This is a genomic window from Anaeromassilibacillus sp. An250, assembly GCF_002159845.1.
Classification (GTDB): Bacteria; Bacillota; Clostridia; order Oscillospirales; family Acutalibacteraceae; genus Anaeromassilibacillus; species Anaeromassilibacillus stercoravium.
This window is the reverse complement of sequence record NZ_NFJK01000006.1, coordinates 33,006-49,302: the sequence shown is the minus strand read 5'-3', so window position 1 is coordinate 49,302 and position 16,297 is coordinate 33,006. Positions and strand designations below refer to the sequence as shown.

The window sequence follows — 16,297 nt, the reverse complement described above, 5'->3', positions numbered from 1 at the left end:
AGCGCCAGCTTCCGATGTACGGTGGCTGGCGCTTTTTATATGCGTCTTATAGGTCTTATGAACCAGCCACGATAGTGCCTGTTCATAAGCAGATGGGGGCCGGTTGACGGCCAGGCTTTTTTTGGCAGATAAATTCCTGCCGAATTATGTCGAAGCAGTTTTTGTTTCACGGCGACTCCCTCCTAAAGCCGCCGTAATCTTTAGCGTATGGTCGTCATTCCTTCGAAGGGTACAAAAGAGCGGCGGCCCTGAATTTCTTCAAAGCCGCCGGTACATGATAAAGGCATGGTAATTGCCTGCTGAACGACGGCTTTTTTTCTTTTGCCGTCGTCCGGCAGATGTTGATAAGAAATTTTCTAAAGTAGATTGCAATTATAATTCGTTGATTGTTTCAGTAATTGCCAAGTTGCGTATGCGTTTTGCCGGAGCGTAAACGGATATAACACATGAGAAAATGACCAGTAAAAGTATGATTGCAATCGAAGTAAAAGGAATCTTCCAAATACCACCAAAATGGGTAATAACAACCTTTACATAAATCAGATGGTGCAGCAGCAATCCAAGTACAACCCCGGCTACTGTGCCGCAAATAGAGTATGTAGCAGCTTCAGCAGCTATCATTTTTGTTACCTGTCTGCTTCCCATTCCAACCGCACGCATGACCCCATATTGCTTAATTCTTGCAGATACGCCCATTGAAACGCTGTTCATAATATTCAATATGGTAATAAGGGAAATAATCGCCAAAAAACTATACGCAGCAATTCGGAATACCCAATAAGAGCCACTTACTTCGCTGTTTTTCTCCCTGCTATCTGCAATTATATTTCCCTCTGCCAAATCGTAAATTTTATTTACTGCCATTTCGGACACATCTTTTTCCAATACAACGCCTACCATAGCGTAATCCTGTTCTCCTGTTAAGCGCGTATAAGTTTCTTCCGAACATACCACAACTGCTGAACCACTAACGCTTCCTACACCCTCGGACACAACGCACCCAATTTCAAGTTCTTCGTCTCCAATTTTAACCTTATCTCCGACATTCAAGGCGGTGTATTCACTATATACTGCCAACACATATTTGGAATTTCCATATATCTTTGACATATCTCCGCTGATAACGGATTTTTTGAAGCTGTCCATCATGGTATCCCCGTAGGAATATAGATCAACCGTTTCCGCATTTCCGTTAATTTCAGCAGGACATTCTATACTATACATCATGCCAAAAACAGACTCTATTCCTGGTATCTCCGAAATTTCTTCTGCCAAACTCGGGTCTATGGAATTCGAATCATCTTGACTTGCGATCGTAATGTCCGGAGTAAAATCACTCACCGACGGAAGCAGCTTATGAACAATATCAAGGCAGGCTGAGAATGTCAGAAAGAGCATAATCGTAAGTGCAAAGGAGCCTGTCATAAGGATTAAATTTTTCTTAGCTCCTGTTGCATGATGGATACCAAGAGAGGTTTCCACTTTGAGAAATTTGGTATTTGCTGCATGGACAATTTTTCCCGATACGCCTGTGTTACCAGATATTGCTGCCACAGGGGAAACCTTTGACGCCTGTTTAGCCGGTGATTGGGCTGCGATAAATACAGTGATAATACCGACGGCAGCTCCACAAAGGATACCGTTTATACTCACCGAAAACAGCGGCATATCTACCCATTCGCCTTTTACGATAAATTTTAATACCGCACACGATACCCAACAAGTTACTGTTCCCAATGCACAGCCAATAGGAATTGCGGTTTTACACCAATTCAACGCCTCAAGCCTAACAAAACGTACAATCTGCTGTTTGCTTGCACCAATACAGCGCATCATTCCAAAAAATTTTGTCCGTTGCGCCACATTGCTGTTCATACAGCTTGAAATCATAAAAATTCCTGCGATTAGAATGATAACAAAGCAAGCTACCGCTAAAGGATAAAGCGCATTTATACTTTCATTTGTACTTGCTCCCAACAGGCTCAAAACGGGTGTATTCTCACTGACATTTTCAGATGTGAGGGAATACTGCTCTTTTATATTGGCAATCGTTTTTTTCAAACCGTTCTCATTCTTAAAGCGAACATAAAATCGAGACATGGATTCCAACCCATTTAGGCTTCGCACTTCATCAAACGTGGCTCTGCACATATACATACAGGTCCCGTCAATAATATCGTTAAAATCCTCGTCATCTTCATAAAACCCTGATATAGTATAATTAAAATCTCCCGCAGGTGTATTCAAGATAATGTTGTCGCCTATCTGGACGTTAAAGAGTTCCTTTGCGTCTGCACTAAGAGCAACTTCTTTTTCGTTTTGTGGATATGAGCCTTCCAACGGATATTTCATAATATCCGTAACATAAGTTTCCTCAATACCATACAGCACAGCATTTTTCCCATTGATATAATAACCCTGGTCTGCATTAACATTTATATCATCATACCAAGAAGAATACGCTACATCAGAGCTATCTATAATCTGTTTTGCTTCATCTTCGGACATATTTTGAAGAATAATGTGCCAATCGCCATGATTACTCCTCATTGCCATTGTTTGTCCATTTGTCCACATCTCTAACAAAGAAAAAATCGAGGTGACAAGAAAGACAGCAAGAATGATACAAATGCGTGTCATGCGGCTTTGCCGCCTATGCACCTTTGCAGAAATCGGGATCAAGCTCAGATAACTTTTCATTCCTTGCACCTCCCCAAATCCGTCACCACACCGTCCGACACCCGCAAAATGCGATCGGCGGTCTGGGCGATACTCTGACTGTGGGTAATCATAACGATGGTCTGCTCATATAGCCTGGAGGCTTCTTTCAGCAGAGCGATCACCTCACTGGTATTTTGGGTGTCCAGGTTTCCGGTTGGCTCGTCGGCCAGGATCAGGGCCGGGCGGGTAATCAGTGCGCGGCCTATCGCTACACGCTGCTGCTGGCCGCCGGAAAGCTGGCTGGGCAGATGGCGGCGGCGTTCTTTCAGGCCCAGCACCGTCAGCAGTTCTTCCAGATACTTTTTGTTTGGCTTCTGGTAGTCCAGCAGCACCGGGAAGATGATGTTCTGTTCTACCGTCAGCTCTGGGATCAGGTTGAAACTCTGGAAGATGAAGCCGATGTTTCGGCGGCGGAACACCGTCAGGTTACGCTCTTTCATCGAAAAAATATCTTTTCCGTCAATGAACACCTTCCCCGAAGTGGGAGTGTCCAGCGCGCCGATCATATTCAGCAGCGTACTTTTGCCGGAACCAGACTCACCGACAACCGCAACAAACTCACCTTTGGGGACGGAGAAGGTGGCGTCTTTCAAAGCATGAACCGTAGCCTCGCCGGTCCCGTATGTTTTTGAGATATTCTTAACTTCTAACAAATCCATATCGTGTAACACCTCTTTCTGTTTTGATGTAGAAAGAGTAACACGTCAATCCTACTGCATTATGACAAGAACCCTACAATTTTGTAGGAATTGCAGAAATAAAAGCAACGGCCTTGATGGTTATCTCAAAGCCGTTGCTTTTATGTATGACGCTATTTATTTTGTAATTGTCTTTGCCTGATCTTCGGTAATATAGTCGTACTTTACCATCTGTTTGACCACATATTTCTGCCGCTGCTCCGCCAAAGCGGGATTTTCTGTCAAGGAGTACACGGAGGGCGCATTGGGAATCCCCGCCATGAGGGTACACTCATAATCCGTCATCTCAATGGGAGATTCACTCAAATAACCTTCGCAGGCGTCACCAATGCCGTAATAGCCATCTCCAAAATAAATGGAATTGACATACAACTCCAGAATTTCCTCTTTCGTGTAAGCGCGTTCCAGCCGGAACGCCATAAACATTTCTGCTACCTTGCGAATAAAGCTCTTTTCCTGCGTGAAATACATATTTTTTGCAAGCTGTTGCGTAATTGTGCTGCCGCCTTCCCGCAGGCTCCAAGTGGTTAGGTTATTCCATGCGGCCCGTCCTATGGCAATCAGATCAATTCCAAAATGCTGTTCAAAACGATGATCCTCAACGGCCACAACGGCATTTAGATACATTTCAGGAAGTCCTGATAATTCCGTATAGCCCGGATCTGACTGAATTTCCTCTACTTTGCTTTCAAGACTTTGCTGGGTCAGCGCCGCCTGATACATCTGGTAGCCACGGCCAATCAACACACATCCTGCCATAACCGCTGCGGCAATTACCAGAAGCAACAGCCGCACAATGGTTTTTCTCAATGTCCTCATGGCGCGCTTTTCCCTATGTTTGTATCGGCTCATAACTGCCGTTACAGTTCGTTGATGGTTTCCGTCACCGAGATGGTTCGTATCCGTTTTGCCGGAGAATAAGCGGCAAGCACCGCCGCGGCAATGACAAACAGGACGATGACGGCCAGCGACCCGACAGGCAGGCTCCAGGACGCATAAGGGAATTGGTTTGTGATAAGGAAATCGTACATCATTTTGCTGAAGGGCAAGCCAATCGCGCAGCCAATGAAGCAGCCCCAAAAAGCATAGGTGAAGGCTTCTGCCAGAATCATCTTGGAAAGCTGGCGGCCATCCATGCCCACCGCCCGCATGGAACCATACTGCTTGATGCGGGCCGATACACTCATAGAGATGCTGTTCATGATGTTCATCACAGTAACCAGCGTGATAATACCAAGGAAAGCATAGACGCAGGCAACAAAGGCAAAATAGGTGCCGGATGTACGCTCGTCCCGCTTATCGTTCATGGTATAACCGTTTTGCTCCACGATCTGACGAATTGCGGCCACGTCCTCATCCGTCGCGCCGGAAGTTGTCTGAATCATAATCAGTGAATAGTCGGTGATACCAGTCAACCGGGTGAATGTCTCGCCAGATGTAATCAGCGTGATCTTCCCGCCAGTAAGGCCATCTCCGCTGAACGGGTCATATTTCAACAGCCCGGCAATCGTGAGCTGCTCGTTCCCTACAAGGATGGTATCACCTACGGCCCAGGAACTGTTCTGATCCCAGGTTGCAAGGACATACCCGCTGTCGCCATAGACCTTTGATAAGTCACTGCCCCAACGAAGCGTACCGTCTTTTTGGAGAGCCTTCAGGTCAAAATCGTCAAAGGAAACCAAATCCACAGTGCTGGAAAGGGTCGTGTCTCCGTCCAGGCCAGCAGCCACGTCGAAGCTGCTTCTGCGTCCGTAAACCTGTTTGACACCTTCCATATTTGTAAGTGTCTGCACCAGATCGCTGTCAATAGAATTAGCCCCATCGCTGCTTGAAATGTCAATATCAGAGGTGGCAGCCGATTGCGGCATCAGGTGATCGACAAAATCAATCAGGACAGAAAAGCTCAAAAACAGAATAATACTCAGGGCAAAGGAGCTAATCATTAAAAACAGGTTCTTCTTTGCGGCCACAGCATGATGAACCCCCAGCGTTGTTTCAATCCTGAGAAAGCCTGTATGGACGGCGTGGTGACCCGTTTTTACCGTTTCAGAATTTCCAGTAACCGCCGCAACGGGAGAAACCTTTGCGGCGTGTTTGGCCGGAGTCCTCGCTGCCAACAGGACGCTAATCACACCAACCAAAATACCACTGACAATTCCAATGCCGCTGATACCAAACAGCGGAATGTTGGAGAATTCTTCCCCGACAAGAAATCGTAAGACAGCGCATAATACCCAGGAAGCCAAAATTCCCAAGACAAGGCCAATGGGAACGGCGGTTTTGCACCAGTTCAGGGCTTCCAGACGGACAAAGCGGATAATCTGCTGCTTACTCATGCCGATGCAGCGCATCATGCCAAAGAACTGAGTGCGCTGCGCCACACTGCTGTTCATGCTGCTGGAGATCATCAGTACCCCGGCAATCAGAACCAGCAGAAACATTACAACCGCCGTAACCATCAGCGTCTGTCCCATTACGGTGTCCACCAGACTGTCAACGAGCGAAAAATCACCATGTTTATCTGACAGCCTGGATTGTTCAATCCGAGCGCCCATTTCCGCCATGCTGAAAATAGCTGTGACCATAAACACGGCGAAAATGATGCAGAGCAGCGTCATGCGGTTTTGCCGCCGGTGAACCTTTGCAGAGATGGGGATCAGGCTCAAATAACTTCTCATTCCCGGCACCTCCCAAAATCCGTCACCACACCATCTGATACCTGCAAAATGCGGTCAGCGGTCTGGGCGATACTCTGACTATGGGTAATCATAACGATGGTCTGCTCATACAGCCTGGAGGCTTCTTTCAGCAGAGCGATGACCTCACTGGTATTTTGGGTGTCCAGGTTGCCGGTCGGCTCGTCGGCCAGAATCAGGGCCGGACGGGTAATCAGAGCGCGGCCTATCGCCACACGTTGCTGTTGGCCGCCGGAAAGCTGGCTGGGCAGATGATTGCGCCGCTCTTTCAGGCCCAGCACCGTCAGCAGTTCTTCCAGATACTTTTTGTTTGGCTTCTGGTAGTCCAGCAGCACTGGGAAGATGATGTTCTGTTCTACCGTCAGTTCCGGAATCAGATTAAAACTCTGGAAGATGAAGCCGATATTCCGTCGGCGGAATACCGTCAGGTTGCGTTCCTTCATCGAGAAAATGTCTTTACTGTCGATGAACACTTTGCCGGAAGTGGGAGTGTCCAGTGCGCCGATCATATTCAGCAGCGTACTTTTGCCGGAACCAGACTCACCGACAACTGCAACAAACTCACCTTTGGGGACGGAGAAGGTGGCGTCTTTCAAAGCATGAACCGTAGCCTCGCCGGTCCCGTATGTTTTTGAGATATTCTTAACTTCTAACAAATCCATATCGTGTAACACCTCTTTCTGTTTTGATGTAGAAAGAGTAGCACGTCAACCCTACTGCATTATGACTGGAATCCTACAGTTTTGTAGGATTCAGAAAATTGATGGTAAAGGTTGTCCCTACACCTAACGTACTATTCACCTCAATCGTTCCATTATGATCTTCTATAATCGCTTTCGCCAATGGCAATCCCAGACCAATTCCCTGGGTATCTTTTGAAAAACGGCTGCGGTAAAACCGCTTGAAAATGTGTGGCAAATCCTCCGGGTGGATACCGCTGCCATTATCGCTTACGATAATCTGCACCATAGAAGCGAAAGCCCGCCATGTAAGACGGATGGTAGCTCCCTCCTTAGTATGGTCAAAAGCATTTTTCACGATATTGCTGATTGCTTCGATCAGCCAAGTCTGGTCGCAGACAAGGGCGACTTCCTCATCCCCTGAAAGAACAAGAGTTTTTTCCTGCTGTTGTGCCTGATAGGCAAAATGCCTTTCGATATAGCCCATCATATCCGCAACATTTTGTGGCTGTTTATCCAATGTTATGGTTCCTGCGTCCAGTTTGGTAATTTTCAAAAGGTTTTGCACAAGACTTTCAATTCGATCCAACTCCTGCTCAGAGAGGGAGGCAAATTCTTTTAATTCCGAGCTGTTCTGCACCTCTTGCTGCATTAAACCATTATAAATGTTGAGGGCAGCCAATGGCGTTTTCAACTGATGGGAAATGTCTGAGATGGTATCCTTCAGAAAAGTTTTGGCACGCCCTTCGTTCTCAGCATGGGCGTTCAAAATCGTGACCAGAGAATTGACCTCATGGAACAGCCGGTACAGGTCACCCTCATCATCACACTCGATACGGGCATTCTGGTTCCCAGCTATGTATTCCCGAATCTGTGTGATGGCCTCATTCATGGTCTTGCTTTGATCTCGGAAATACCAATACAGAGCAGTGCAAATAATGAGCGCCATCAACAGGGCAGCGATTGCCACATAAAGGGCCGCGTTATTCAGTCCCAGGCAAATTGTGAGAACGGAAGCTGCGGTGAACACTGCCACCGATAGCAACACATACAGAAATAGCCGTTTAATTTTTCGATTGACCAGTATTTTCATGGCTCACCTCATCCCGTTGTGTTCCATTTATACCCCATACGTCGGACCGTCACAATCTTTTGAGGATCAGCAGGGTTATCTTCTACTTTTGTTCGGAGTCGCCGGATATACACAGTCAGAGTATTGTTATCAATGTATTTCTCATCACAATCCCAGAGCTTGCTCAGAATTTGCTCTGGAGAAAGAATGATGTTCGGGTTTTCCATAAACAGGCACAGTAACTTATATTCGCTGGCTGTTAAGTCAAGCGGTGTCCCGTTTTTAATAACCTTTTGCTTGAGAAGCTGAATCTGTATACCATTGGATTGCAGCTCTGTCTCAGCCTGTTCCTGATTAAAGTTTTCACTACGCCGCAGCAAGGCATTGATCCTGGAAAGGAACACAGCCAGTTTGAATGGTTTTGTCATATAGTCATCGCCGCCAATGTCAAGACCCATGATAATATCCGTTTCTTCGTCGGCAGCCGTCAAAAACATGATCGGCACTTTGGAGGACGCCCGGATTTTCCGGCACAGGTCAAAGCCTGATCCGTCCGGCAATGTCACATCCAAAATCACAAGATCATAGTTACCATTCGTCCACAACTGTTCAGCTTCAACGCTGGTACGCGCAATCGTCAGTTCATAGCCTTGCTTCTTGATTGCAAAGGACAGGCCGTTGATTAAACTCAAGTCATCCTCCACAAAGAAAATGTGCTTCATTTGTTTTCACCATCCTTACAGCGTGTGCTTTTGAATCTTCTGTCGGCGGGCTTTTGAGCGCCTTTGGGTATCAGCCAAACGGTTCCCATTTTTACTGCGCCGGGAATACGATCAGCCGCACAATAGTAGTTTATCCGTCGAGGGGTCACACCCCATTTTTTGCTTGCCTCTTTCAAAGTCATATAGTCCATGTTCATGCCTCCATAAAAGCCATTATAGTTCTTTTTCTCGAACAAAGCAAGAATACGGAGTTGCGCTGCAAAGTTATAGATAAAGGTTTGCAGAGTGACTGGCAAGCAATGCTTGTGGCTATCCAGATAGCCCCACGCGCTTGTTGAGGGAAGTCCCCCAAGCCCCCTTGGAACACAGATTTTCAATCTGTGGCTGCGCGTTTTTGCAAACGCTTTTGACCGCGACCAGCTCACCGCTGGCCGTGGTCTTTTTCTTTCTGTTGCGGCTCGGTCTGCTCCATCGCCAGGACCCGATCCACGTTGTTCTTGACCGTCAGCAGCTCCCGCATGGCGGCGCGGGCCTGCCGGTACTCTCCATAAGCCTTTTTCTTGTCCGCCAGCAGCTGGGCGTACTCGGTCTGAAGCTCCTTGATGGTGGGCAGCTTCTTCACATTCAGCTCGTTGAAGGCTTCCTTGGCCGCCTGGTGCAGCAAGATTTCCTCCTCATGCTCCTGCCGGAATTTCTTTGAATATCCAGCCTTGCGATAGGCTACATAGGTCTCGCGGGTCTTGGCGTAGTTGACGATGTGGGTGCGCAGCACGGCAATCTCGGCCATGCGCTTCTCGGCGGCCTTGATCTGATCGGACAGCGCATTGTAACGGGCCGTCGCCTCTGCTGTTTTTGCTTCTAGATCGGCATAATCCAGCAGCCCGTGTTCAGACAGGTAGTTGAGGGTCTGTGCTATCTGCTTGAGGTTGAACACCTTGGCCCAGCGGACGTACCCGGCACCTTTCCTGGCCTGGAGTTTTGCCTGGATGTCCACCAGCAGATTGACCTTGGACGGAGCGGCCTGCGGAGCAGATTGCTTGCGGGGCGTATGCTCTTTCTGGCCGGAGAGGACCGCCAGCAGATCGTTCAGCGTGTAGCCGTCTCCCAGCCGGTCAAAGCGGACGTTGTTGCCCCAGCCCTCCGCGCCGATGGAGATGGTTTTTCCACGCCGGTGAACGGTAAAGCCGTCCTGCTCCAACAGGCGCAGCAACTCCTCCAGGCTGGCCGGTTTCTGTGCCAGCGCCCGGTCAATAGCCTGGCGCAGCTGCTCTTTGTGGGAGGGCTTTGCCGCATCGCCCAGCCACTTGTTGTAGCTCTGGCCGCGCCGCTTTGGAGCCTCCACAATGGAGTAGCCGTTTTCGATGCAGATGGTATCGCTCAGACGGTGGACAGCGCGGGTGCTGCCCCAAAAGTTGCGGAACTTGCGGTCACACTCCAGCGTGGTGGAGTTCCATATAATATGGTTGTGGACGTGAGCCTTGTCGATGTGGGTACAGACGATGAAAGCGTGCTTGCCCTTGGTGAAGCGCCGGGCCAGCTCCACGCCCAGGCGGTTTGCTTCCTCCGGCGTGATCTCGCCCGGCACAAAGGACTGCCGCAGGTGGTAGGCAATCACATTGTCCGCACCGCGCACCCGGCCGGTGCGGGCGGCGTAGGTCTGCTTGTCCAGCAGGAACTGCGCATCGGCCACGCGGCTGTCACACTGGTAGCTGGTGATGAGCCTACCGTGGTCGGTCTTTTCTGGATTTTTTACATAGTCGATGATGTCGCTGATCGCCTTGCCGACCGTGCGGCCCTTGCCGGCGTGCAGCGGTATAATGCGGGTGGTGGCCATGTGGGGTCCGCCTCCTATTCCAAAAAATAAGCGGCCTGCTCATCACAGACCGCATCGGTTTACTCTATATCAGTTTCCTCGTCCATATAAAAATCGAAATCTTCTTCAAAGTCATCTTCCAATTCATCCAGTTCTATCCTGGGCGGGAACCGAATTTCATATTGTTCCGTCGCCAGGGTTCGCACGGCATCCCGCCTGTCTTTCATCCGCTTCTTCAGCCACGAAAGCTGTTCTTTGGATAATCTCCAGGGAAGGTTGACAAGCCGGGTAAGTGTCATTTCTTCTGCCTGCCGTTCTGGCGGGAGAGCGGCGCAGGTTTTACAGATGTGTGCGGCATGGCCTTTGCCGGAAAACTTTTCGTTGGCTTTATACTCGCCACAGACCTTGCAGTAGTGCCCACGCTTTTTCATACCGTGCCCTCGCAACGAGCGAACAGCTGACGGACCGCAGCCATGACCGTATCCCAGCCAAGGTCGGACGCATAGGAGAACTTTTTCTGATAGGCCGCCCACAGGTCCTGCATGACCGGGCTGTTCTCCACTTCATCAAAGACTTCGGCGGCCTCGGCCAGATGGCGTTCGGTGCCGCGCTTGTGGGCTGTCGCCAGCAGCGCGTCATGGAGAACGTGCGGGTCCAGAGTGCTGCCATAGAGTTGTTGCAGGATGGCGATGTCGTAAAAATCTCTCATGCGGGTGTTGGTCGTGGTCCGGGTGATGATGGTTTCCAGCTTTTCAGCCAGCACAGTTTCCAGGTTATAGGCCCAAACGTCGATGGAGCGATCTTCCAGCATGAGCTTGAAGCTGTACCGCACCTCTTTAGGGGTGATGGCATCGCCGGTGGAAATGTCGATTTTCAGCGGCGTGCGTACCCCGTCAAAAAGCGTTGTCATCGTCACCCGGATGCCGGGATATTCCGCTTCATCCATGATCTCCGAAATGCTTTTCACCTGGAAGGTAACGCCGTCATCAATGGGAACAGCGATGATCTCGGCTATCATGTTCTCCACATCCTCCACGCTGATGTTGGCCCCCTTGACCGTTGCGTCCAGGTCCATCGTAGAGCGGGCATCCAGCCCGACCATCGCGGCCACCAGCATCCCGCCCTTGAGGATAAATTTGTCCCGGTAGGCCGAGAGGGAGATACGCTCCAGGAACCGCTCCATCATGTAGTTTCGCATCAGAATCTGCGCGTCCGCAGCGTTTTTCCTGGACAGGTTGCGGATCAAATCTTTCAGCTGTCTGGCTGTCTTTATCATAACAGCACCTCCAAATACTGGCGTAAAATCTTCTCGACCCGGAACAGTTTGGCATAGCGCACCAGCGTCCGCAGGTCCTTGTCTTTCCGGCGGGCATACGCTTTCAAAGCGTCCTGGAATGTCTGCATCTCGATGTGGCTCCGGCTGCGCAGCACATCGCAGATCGTCCGTTCCATATCATAGACCGGCACATCGTGGCCGAAGGGGGTTTGCGCAGTTGTCAGGCCGACCTCATACAGCTCCGCCTTGATGGTAAAGACCTGAACGCCCTCACTTTTAAGCCGGGTGGGGTTGTAGCCCGTCTTGACCGTAATGGAATAGGCCAGCGGCTCCCGGTCGGTCAGGTCGTGGAAAAACAGCGCCGTTTCATGGGAAAAAACCGCCTGCGGACAACGAAGATGCAGCAGATACATGGCGTCCACCCAGGCGTCTTTGGAAAGATAAATCCCATGCGCCGCCTGTTCCAACCCGCGGGAGCGTACAAACTGATAAAAAACAGGTTTTGAGATCCCGGCCGCGAGGGCCTGCCCGGTGCGCAGCATTCCGTCCTGACGTTCCATCAGCTGGTCCAGCTGTTGAAATTGGCTCACGTTCTTCACCTTCCTTTCATGCTAATATTATACGCGAAATTAGCACAAAAGTAAAGTTAAAAATTGCCAGGGCTTCACTCCCGGCAATTCTTCGTTTCCTGTTCAGCCATACACCGCATCCTGGATCATATACCGCAGGTCCTGCACCTTGCTCACCAGCCAGGCGGCGGCCATCGGAAGGCCCAGCGGGCTGACCAGAAAGGCGATCACCAGCAGGATCACGCCGTTTTGCGGCGAGTAGGTCACCAGCACCGCGACCCCCAGCAGCGCCACCACCGTGGAGGCCAGGCCGAAGATGAAGCTGGACACATACAGCAGCCCGAAGCACAGCCAGGTGAACAGCATCAGCGCCAGCACCACCGGCGCGGCAAGGATTTTTAGCCCCAATTTCAAAACAAACAGCACAGCTCTCATTTCAGCGCCTCCTTCCGCCAGTCCAGGTAGGGCTGGCACAATTCTTCCACGGCTTTTTCGTCGGCTTCTGTAACCTCCCGGCGGCCTTTCGTCCGGCGGAGCAATTCAAAGTCCTGGTAATCCGTGAGCAGCAGGTCAAACAGTTCCTCCGGGGTCCGGCAGAGGATGCCGTCCACGCAGTAGCGGGAATCCTTGTTCCAGGTCAATCGAACATAGCCGCGCTTGCAGGGGAGGACTTCTTCCTCCGGGTCACACAGCAGATACTCTTGAAACAACTCCAAGATATTTTCAAATGTCAACATCAGCCTTCACCTCCGTTTCTGATGATATTATCGCCTGCGGCCCGCAAAAGTGCAACGATACGGGCAAAGAAAAAAGAGGGAGGCCCGGCGCAGCAGCCTGCACGCGCCGGACCTCCCTCAAAGCCGGGGCGTATGCCCCTGTCACGACAGCTTTGCCAGCTGGGTCAATACCTGATGCACCCCATCCCACAAAGCATCCTGCCGCCGGGATATATCCTCCAGGTCGGCGTCATAAATGCGCCCGGTTTCATGCACGCGGCGGGTCAGCTGGTTCAGGTTGTTGCTGGAATAGCGCATCAGGGAGACCAGCTCCTTCAGCTCCGGCAGTTCCAGGCGCACCACATAACCGTCCAGGGCCATCTTGCGCAGATAGGCTTCCCGGTTCTTTGTCCCCAGCTGGACCATCTTCTGCTCGATCAGCGCCAGTTCTTCCGGCGAGACCCGGAAGTTCAGCTGCACCTCCCGCTTGCGCTTGGGGGCGCTCACCGTTCCGGCTCCTTTTTCTTATGGATGGGGGATTTTTTCTCCGGCTTTTCAGCAGGGCGCGGCTCCTGTTTCAGCTGGCGGCGGACCGAGGGGCGTCGCTGGCGCAGCCCCTTGGAGCGGTCCTCGCTGGCCAGAATGGTGACATAGGTGCCGGGCAGGTCCTTCATGCCGGTGATCGCCAGGCTACGGAACGGCAGCAGCGCCATCAGCTGGTCGTGGGCCTGGGTGCCGGCGCGGGCCAGAAAATCCGGCGAAACGCGGGCCATGTAATGGGTGCCGTGGGGGCTGTTGGGCGTATCCGGCGCACGAAGCTCCTGCAACAGCCGGGCGGCCTCGACGTGAATCTCCTCCGGTGTCAGCGGCTGGAGCCGCAAATAATCCTGCCGCGCCTGGCTCAAGAACAGATCGACCAGGCCGGGGTGGCCGTCCACCACGAAGTCCAGGTTGCGGTCGCTGCCGAAGCCATCCGGGTTGGGCGGGATGTCCACGGTCCTGGCCCACGCCTTGTTGGCCGGGCTGAACCGCCCGTCCCATTCCTTCTGCTGCACAGTGTTCGCCAGCACATAGAGGGTACGGGTGTAGCCGAACTGCTCGATCACCTGGGGCACCGCGTCTTTGTCCAGCCGGTTGTCCCGGTAATGTTCCGAAATGGACGCCTCGATGGCCTCCTTGCAGGCGATGTTGGCGCGCCGGGACGCCCGGTACAAATCCAGGTTGCCCTGCTCACGGGCATAGGCGGCGTCGTGCCGGTAGAGCGGCAGTTCCCGCTGGGCATCCAGCGCCGCCTCGGCCCGCTGCTCGATGCTGTCCCGCACCACATCCATGTAGGAAGTTTCCCGGTCGGCAAACTCCTTGTAGACATCCGCCAGCGGGGACGGGGAGGCCAGCAACGCGGCGGCCCGGCTTTGGGGCAGGTCCAACTCCTCCATCGCCATCAGAATGTCCTCCCGGACCGTATACTCGTAGGCATGATTTAAGATTTCCTCCGGCGGCTGGCTTTTCAGCCAGTCCCGAAACTTATCCTGTTCGGCGGCCATCTTCTCATAGAGGGCCGTGTTTTTATCGGTATTCATGTTATCGCACCTCCTGTTCGTGGTGTTTGGGTTTCTTCTCAGAGCAGCGCGGCGGCACCGGGCGTTTCAGCCCTTCCAGCACCGAGGGGCGGCTGCTCTTGGCAAGAACCGCTTCCGGCGCAGGGCGGCCCCGGCCGTCCATGTTCAGCAGTACATCCAGCTCGGCCAGCCGGGCGGATTTGTCCCGCAGCTCCTGTTCCTGGGGGAAGGGCTTGCCCACTTCGGCCTTGGCGGCGGCCTGTTGCTGGTAGAGATTGTCCAACTGGTTCTTCACCGCCTCCAGCCGCTGGGGCATCTGACCGAGTGCATTGTCGATGCGGGTGAGGTTTCCGCGAGGGTCGGTGCCGAGGGTCGCCCGGTGGGTCATCTGGCCTTTCAGCAGGAGCGTATACTCCTGTTTCCAGGCGTCAAACTGCACCGACATAGCAAAACCCCGATAACTGCCAACCAGCACCGGGTCGGACCCCTTGACCTCCTTGCAGGCGTCCAGCAGCGCCGCCCCGGCGTTCTCCTTGTCGGTGAGGGTGTCGCCACGGACTTCCATGCCGGCAAAGCCGTCCTCTGGGTGGGGATGGGCGGCCAGGGTCGCCATATCCGCTTCCAGCCCGGCGATAAAGCCCTTGTTTTTCTCGATCTCCTCCGGGAAGGTTTTGAGCAGCTGGTCCTCCAGCCGGTACTGCTTGCTCTGGTGGTCGGCCTTCAGCAGCTTCAGCCGGGACACGTCCACATCCAGGTCCATGCGCTCCTTGATGCGGGGGTCTCCGGCGCACAGCGCCTTGATTTCCGCAAAGGAAAGCGCCGTTTCGTCCACATCATCGCAGGAGCGCACCGGGCTTTTACTGGTCATGATTTGCGAAATGAATTTCTGCTTGTTCTCCACCGTCTGCCAGAGATAGGCGTCAAATGTTCCTTCGGTGACGTAGCGGAACACATGGACGGTCTCGTTTTGGTTGCCCTGACGCTCGATGCGGCCCTTTCGCTGGGCCAGGTCGCCAGGCCGCCACGGGCAGTCCAGGTCATGCAGCGCCACCAGGCGGTCCTGCACATTGGTTCCGGCCCCCATCTTTTGGGTGCTGCCCAGAAGGACGCGCACCTGGCCGGTGCGAACCTTGGAAAACAGCTCCTTTTTGCGCACCTCGGTGTTGGCCTCGTGGATAAAGGCGATCTGCTCGGCGGGCATACCTTTGGCGATGAGCTTTTGCCGGATGTCCTCATACACGGTAAAGGCCGGTTCCGGCTCATCCAGCGGCACCGCGTCCTCCAAAGCGTGGAGGGTCGGGTTGTCCAGGGCCTTCGCTACCTTTTTGGCGGGCTTGGCCTGGGGCGTGGAGATGTCGCAGAACACCAGCTGGGTCAGCTTGTCTGCCTGCCCGTCCCGCCAGATTTGCATGATATTGTCCACGCACTGGTTGACCTTGGTGCCCGGTTCGTCCGGCAGCATCTGGTTGATGATCCGCTGATCCAGCCCCAGCTTTCGCCCATCCGACGTGATCTTGAGCATATTGTCCACCGATGGGTCCACGCTGCCCCGGTGTACTTCGGACGCACGTTCGGAGAGAGCCTTTACCATCTCTTTCTGGATTTCGGTAGGCTGGGCCACGATGTTGTGGTACTCCACCTGGGGCGTAGGCAGGTGCAGCTGGTCGGCGGTCTTGATGTCGGCCACCTCTTTGAACAGGTTCATCAGTTCCGGCAGGTTGAAAAACTTGGAGAACCGGGTCCTGGCCCGGTAGCCGGTGCCCTCAGGAAGCAAG

The 16,297-nt window shown here is 52.4% G+C and carries 16 protein-coding genes and 1 pseudogene; all 17 read right to left on the bottom strand.

The genetic code is table 11. From position 1 onward, the window contains the following. Positions 1-372: 372 nt before the first annotated feature. Positions 373-2,700, bottom strand: coding sequence for an ABC transporter permease (locus B5F54_RS06980; RefSeq protein ID WP_087232372.1), 2,328 nt, complete (start codon positions 2,698-2,700; stop codon positions 373-375). Further along, positions 2,697-3,380 carry an ABC transporter ATP-binding protein gene (locus tag B5F54_RS06975; RefSeq protein WP_072849805.1) on the bottom strand — a complete coding sequence of 228 codons (684 nt, stop codon included), beginning with the start codon at positions 3,378-3,380 and terminating at the stop codon, positions 2,697-2,699. Before B5F54_RS06975 ends, B5F54_RS06980 begins: the two co-directional genes overlap by 4 nt. Before the next feature lie 156 nt (positions 3,381-3,536). Next, a complete protein-coding gene (locus B5F54_RS06970; protein WP_040917449.1) occupies positions 3,537-4,238 on the bottom strand; it encodes a biosynthetic peptidoglycan transglycosylase in 702 nt (233 codons plus the stop codon). 41 nt (positions 4,239-4,279) lie between these two features. Then, on the bottom strand, positions 4,280-6,097 hold the full coding sequence (locus B5F54_RS06965; RefSeq protein ID WP_087232369.1) for an ABC transporter permease: 1,818 nt from the start codon (positions 6,095-6,097) through the stop codon (positions 4,280-4,282). Continuing rightward, on the bottom strand, positions 6,094-6,777 hold the full coding sequence (locus B5F54_RS06960) for an ABC transporter ATP-binding protein (protein WP_072849809.1): 684 nt from the start codon (positions 6,775-6,777) through the stop codon (positions 6,094-6,096). Before B5F54_RS06960 ends, B5F54_RS06965 begins: the two co-directional genes overlap by 4 nt. Positions 6,778-6,850: 73 nt before the next feature. Beyond that, a complete protein-coding gene (locus tag B5F54_RS06955; RefSeq protein ID WP_072849811.1) occupies positions 6,851-7,888 on the bottom strand; it encodes a sensor histidine kinase in 1,038 nt (345 codons plus the stop codon). Positions 7,889-7,896: 8 nt separating this feature from the next. Then, on the bottom strand, positions 7,897-8,589 hold the full coding sequence (locus B5F54_RS06950; RefSeq protein WP_007045920.1) for a response regulator transcription factor: 693 nt from the start codon (positions 8,587-8,589) through the stop codon (positions 7,897-7,899). Further along, on the bottom strand, positions 8,586-8,780 hold the full coding sequence (locus tag B5F54_RS06945; protein WP_072849813.1) for a helix-turn-helix domain-containing protein: 195 nt from the start codon (positions 8,778-8,780) through the stop codon (positions 8,586-8,588). Before B5F54_RS06945 ends, B5F54_RS06950 begins: the two co-directional genes overlap by 4 nt. A 230-nt stretch (positions 8,781-9,010) precedes the next feature. Further along, complete coding sequence (locus B5F54_RS06940) at positions 9,011-10,423, bottom strand: relaxase/mobilization nuclease domain-containing protein (RefSeq protein ID WP_072849815.1); 1,413 nt, start codon at positions 10,421-10,423, stop codon at positions 9,011-9,013. A gap of 59 nt (positions 10,424-10,482) precedes the next feature. Then, positions 10,483-10,833, bottom strand: a complete 351-nt coding sequence (locus tag B5F54_RS06935) for a hypothetical protein (RefSeq protein WP_072849817.1) — start codon at positions 10,831-10,833, stop codon at positions 10,483-10,485. Beyond that, complete coding sequence (locus B5F54_RS06930) at positions 10,830-11,678, bottom strand: nucleotidyl transferase AbiEii/AbiGii toxin family protein (RefSeq protein WP_072849818.1); 849 nt, start codon at positions 11,676-11,678, stop codon at positions 10,830-10,832. The genes B5F54_RS06935 and B5F54_RS06930 overlap by 4 nt, the downstream gene beginning before the upstream one ends. Beyond that, on the bottom strand, positions 11,675-12,268 hold the full coding sequence (locus tag B5F54_RS06925; protein WP_072849820.1) for a type IV toxin-antitoxin system AbiEi family antitoxin domain-containing protein: 594 nt from the start codon (positions 12,266-12,268) through the stop codon (positions 11,675-11,677). Before B5F54_RS06925 ends, B5F54_RS06930 begins: the two co-directional genes overlap by 4 nt. Before the next feature lie 102 nt (positions 12,269-12,370). Next, positions 12,371-12,682, bottom strand: a complete 312-nt coding sequence (locus B5F54_RS06920) for a CD1845 family protein (RefSeq protein WP_084730579.1) — start codon at positions 12,680-12,682, stop codon at positions 12,371-12,373. Continuing rightward, positions 12,679-12,984, bottom strand: a complete 306-nt coding sequence (locus B5F54_RS06915; protein ID WP_072849822.1) for a hypothetical protein — start codon at positions 12,982-12,984, stop codon at positions 12,679-12,681. The genes B5F54_RS06920 and B5F54_RS06915 overlap by 4 nt, the downstream gene beginning before the upstream one ends. Positions 12,985-13,125: 141 nt before the next feature. Beyond that, a complete protein-coding gene (locus B5F54_RS06910; RefSeq protein ID WP_072849824.1) occupies positions 13,126-13,470 on the bottom strand; it encodes a plasmid mobilization protein in 345 nt (114 codons plus the stop codon). Next, positions 13,467-14,543, bottom strand: a complete 1,077-nt coding sequence (locus B5F54_RS06905) for a DUF3849 domain-containing protein (protein WP_072849826.1) — start codon at positions 14,541-14,543, stop codon at positions 13,467-13,469. Before B5F54_RS06905 ends, B5F54_RS06910 begins: the two co-directional genes overlap by 4 nt. Before the next feature lies 1 nt (position 14,544). Beyond that, positions 14,545-16,296 (bottom strand): annotated as a pseudogene (locus B5F54_RS06900) (helicase-related protein); the annotation flags it as partial. Between the last annotated feature and the right edge of the window lies 1 nt (position 16,297).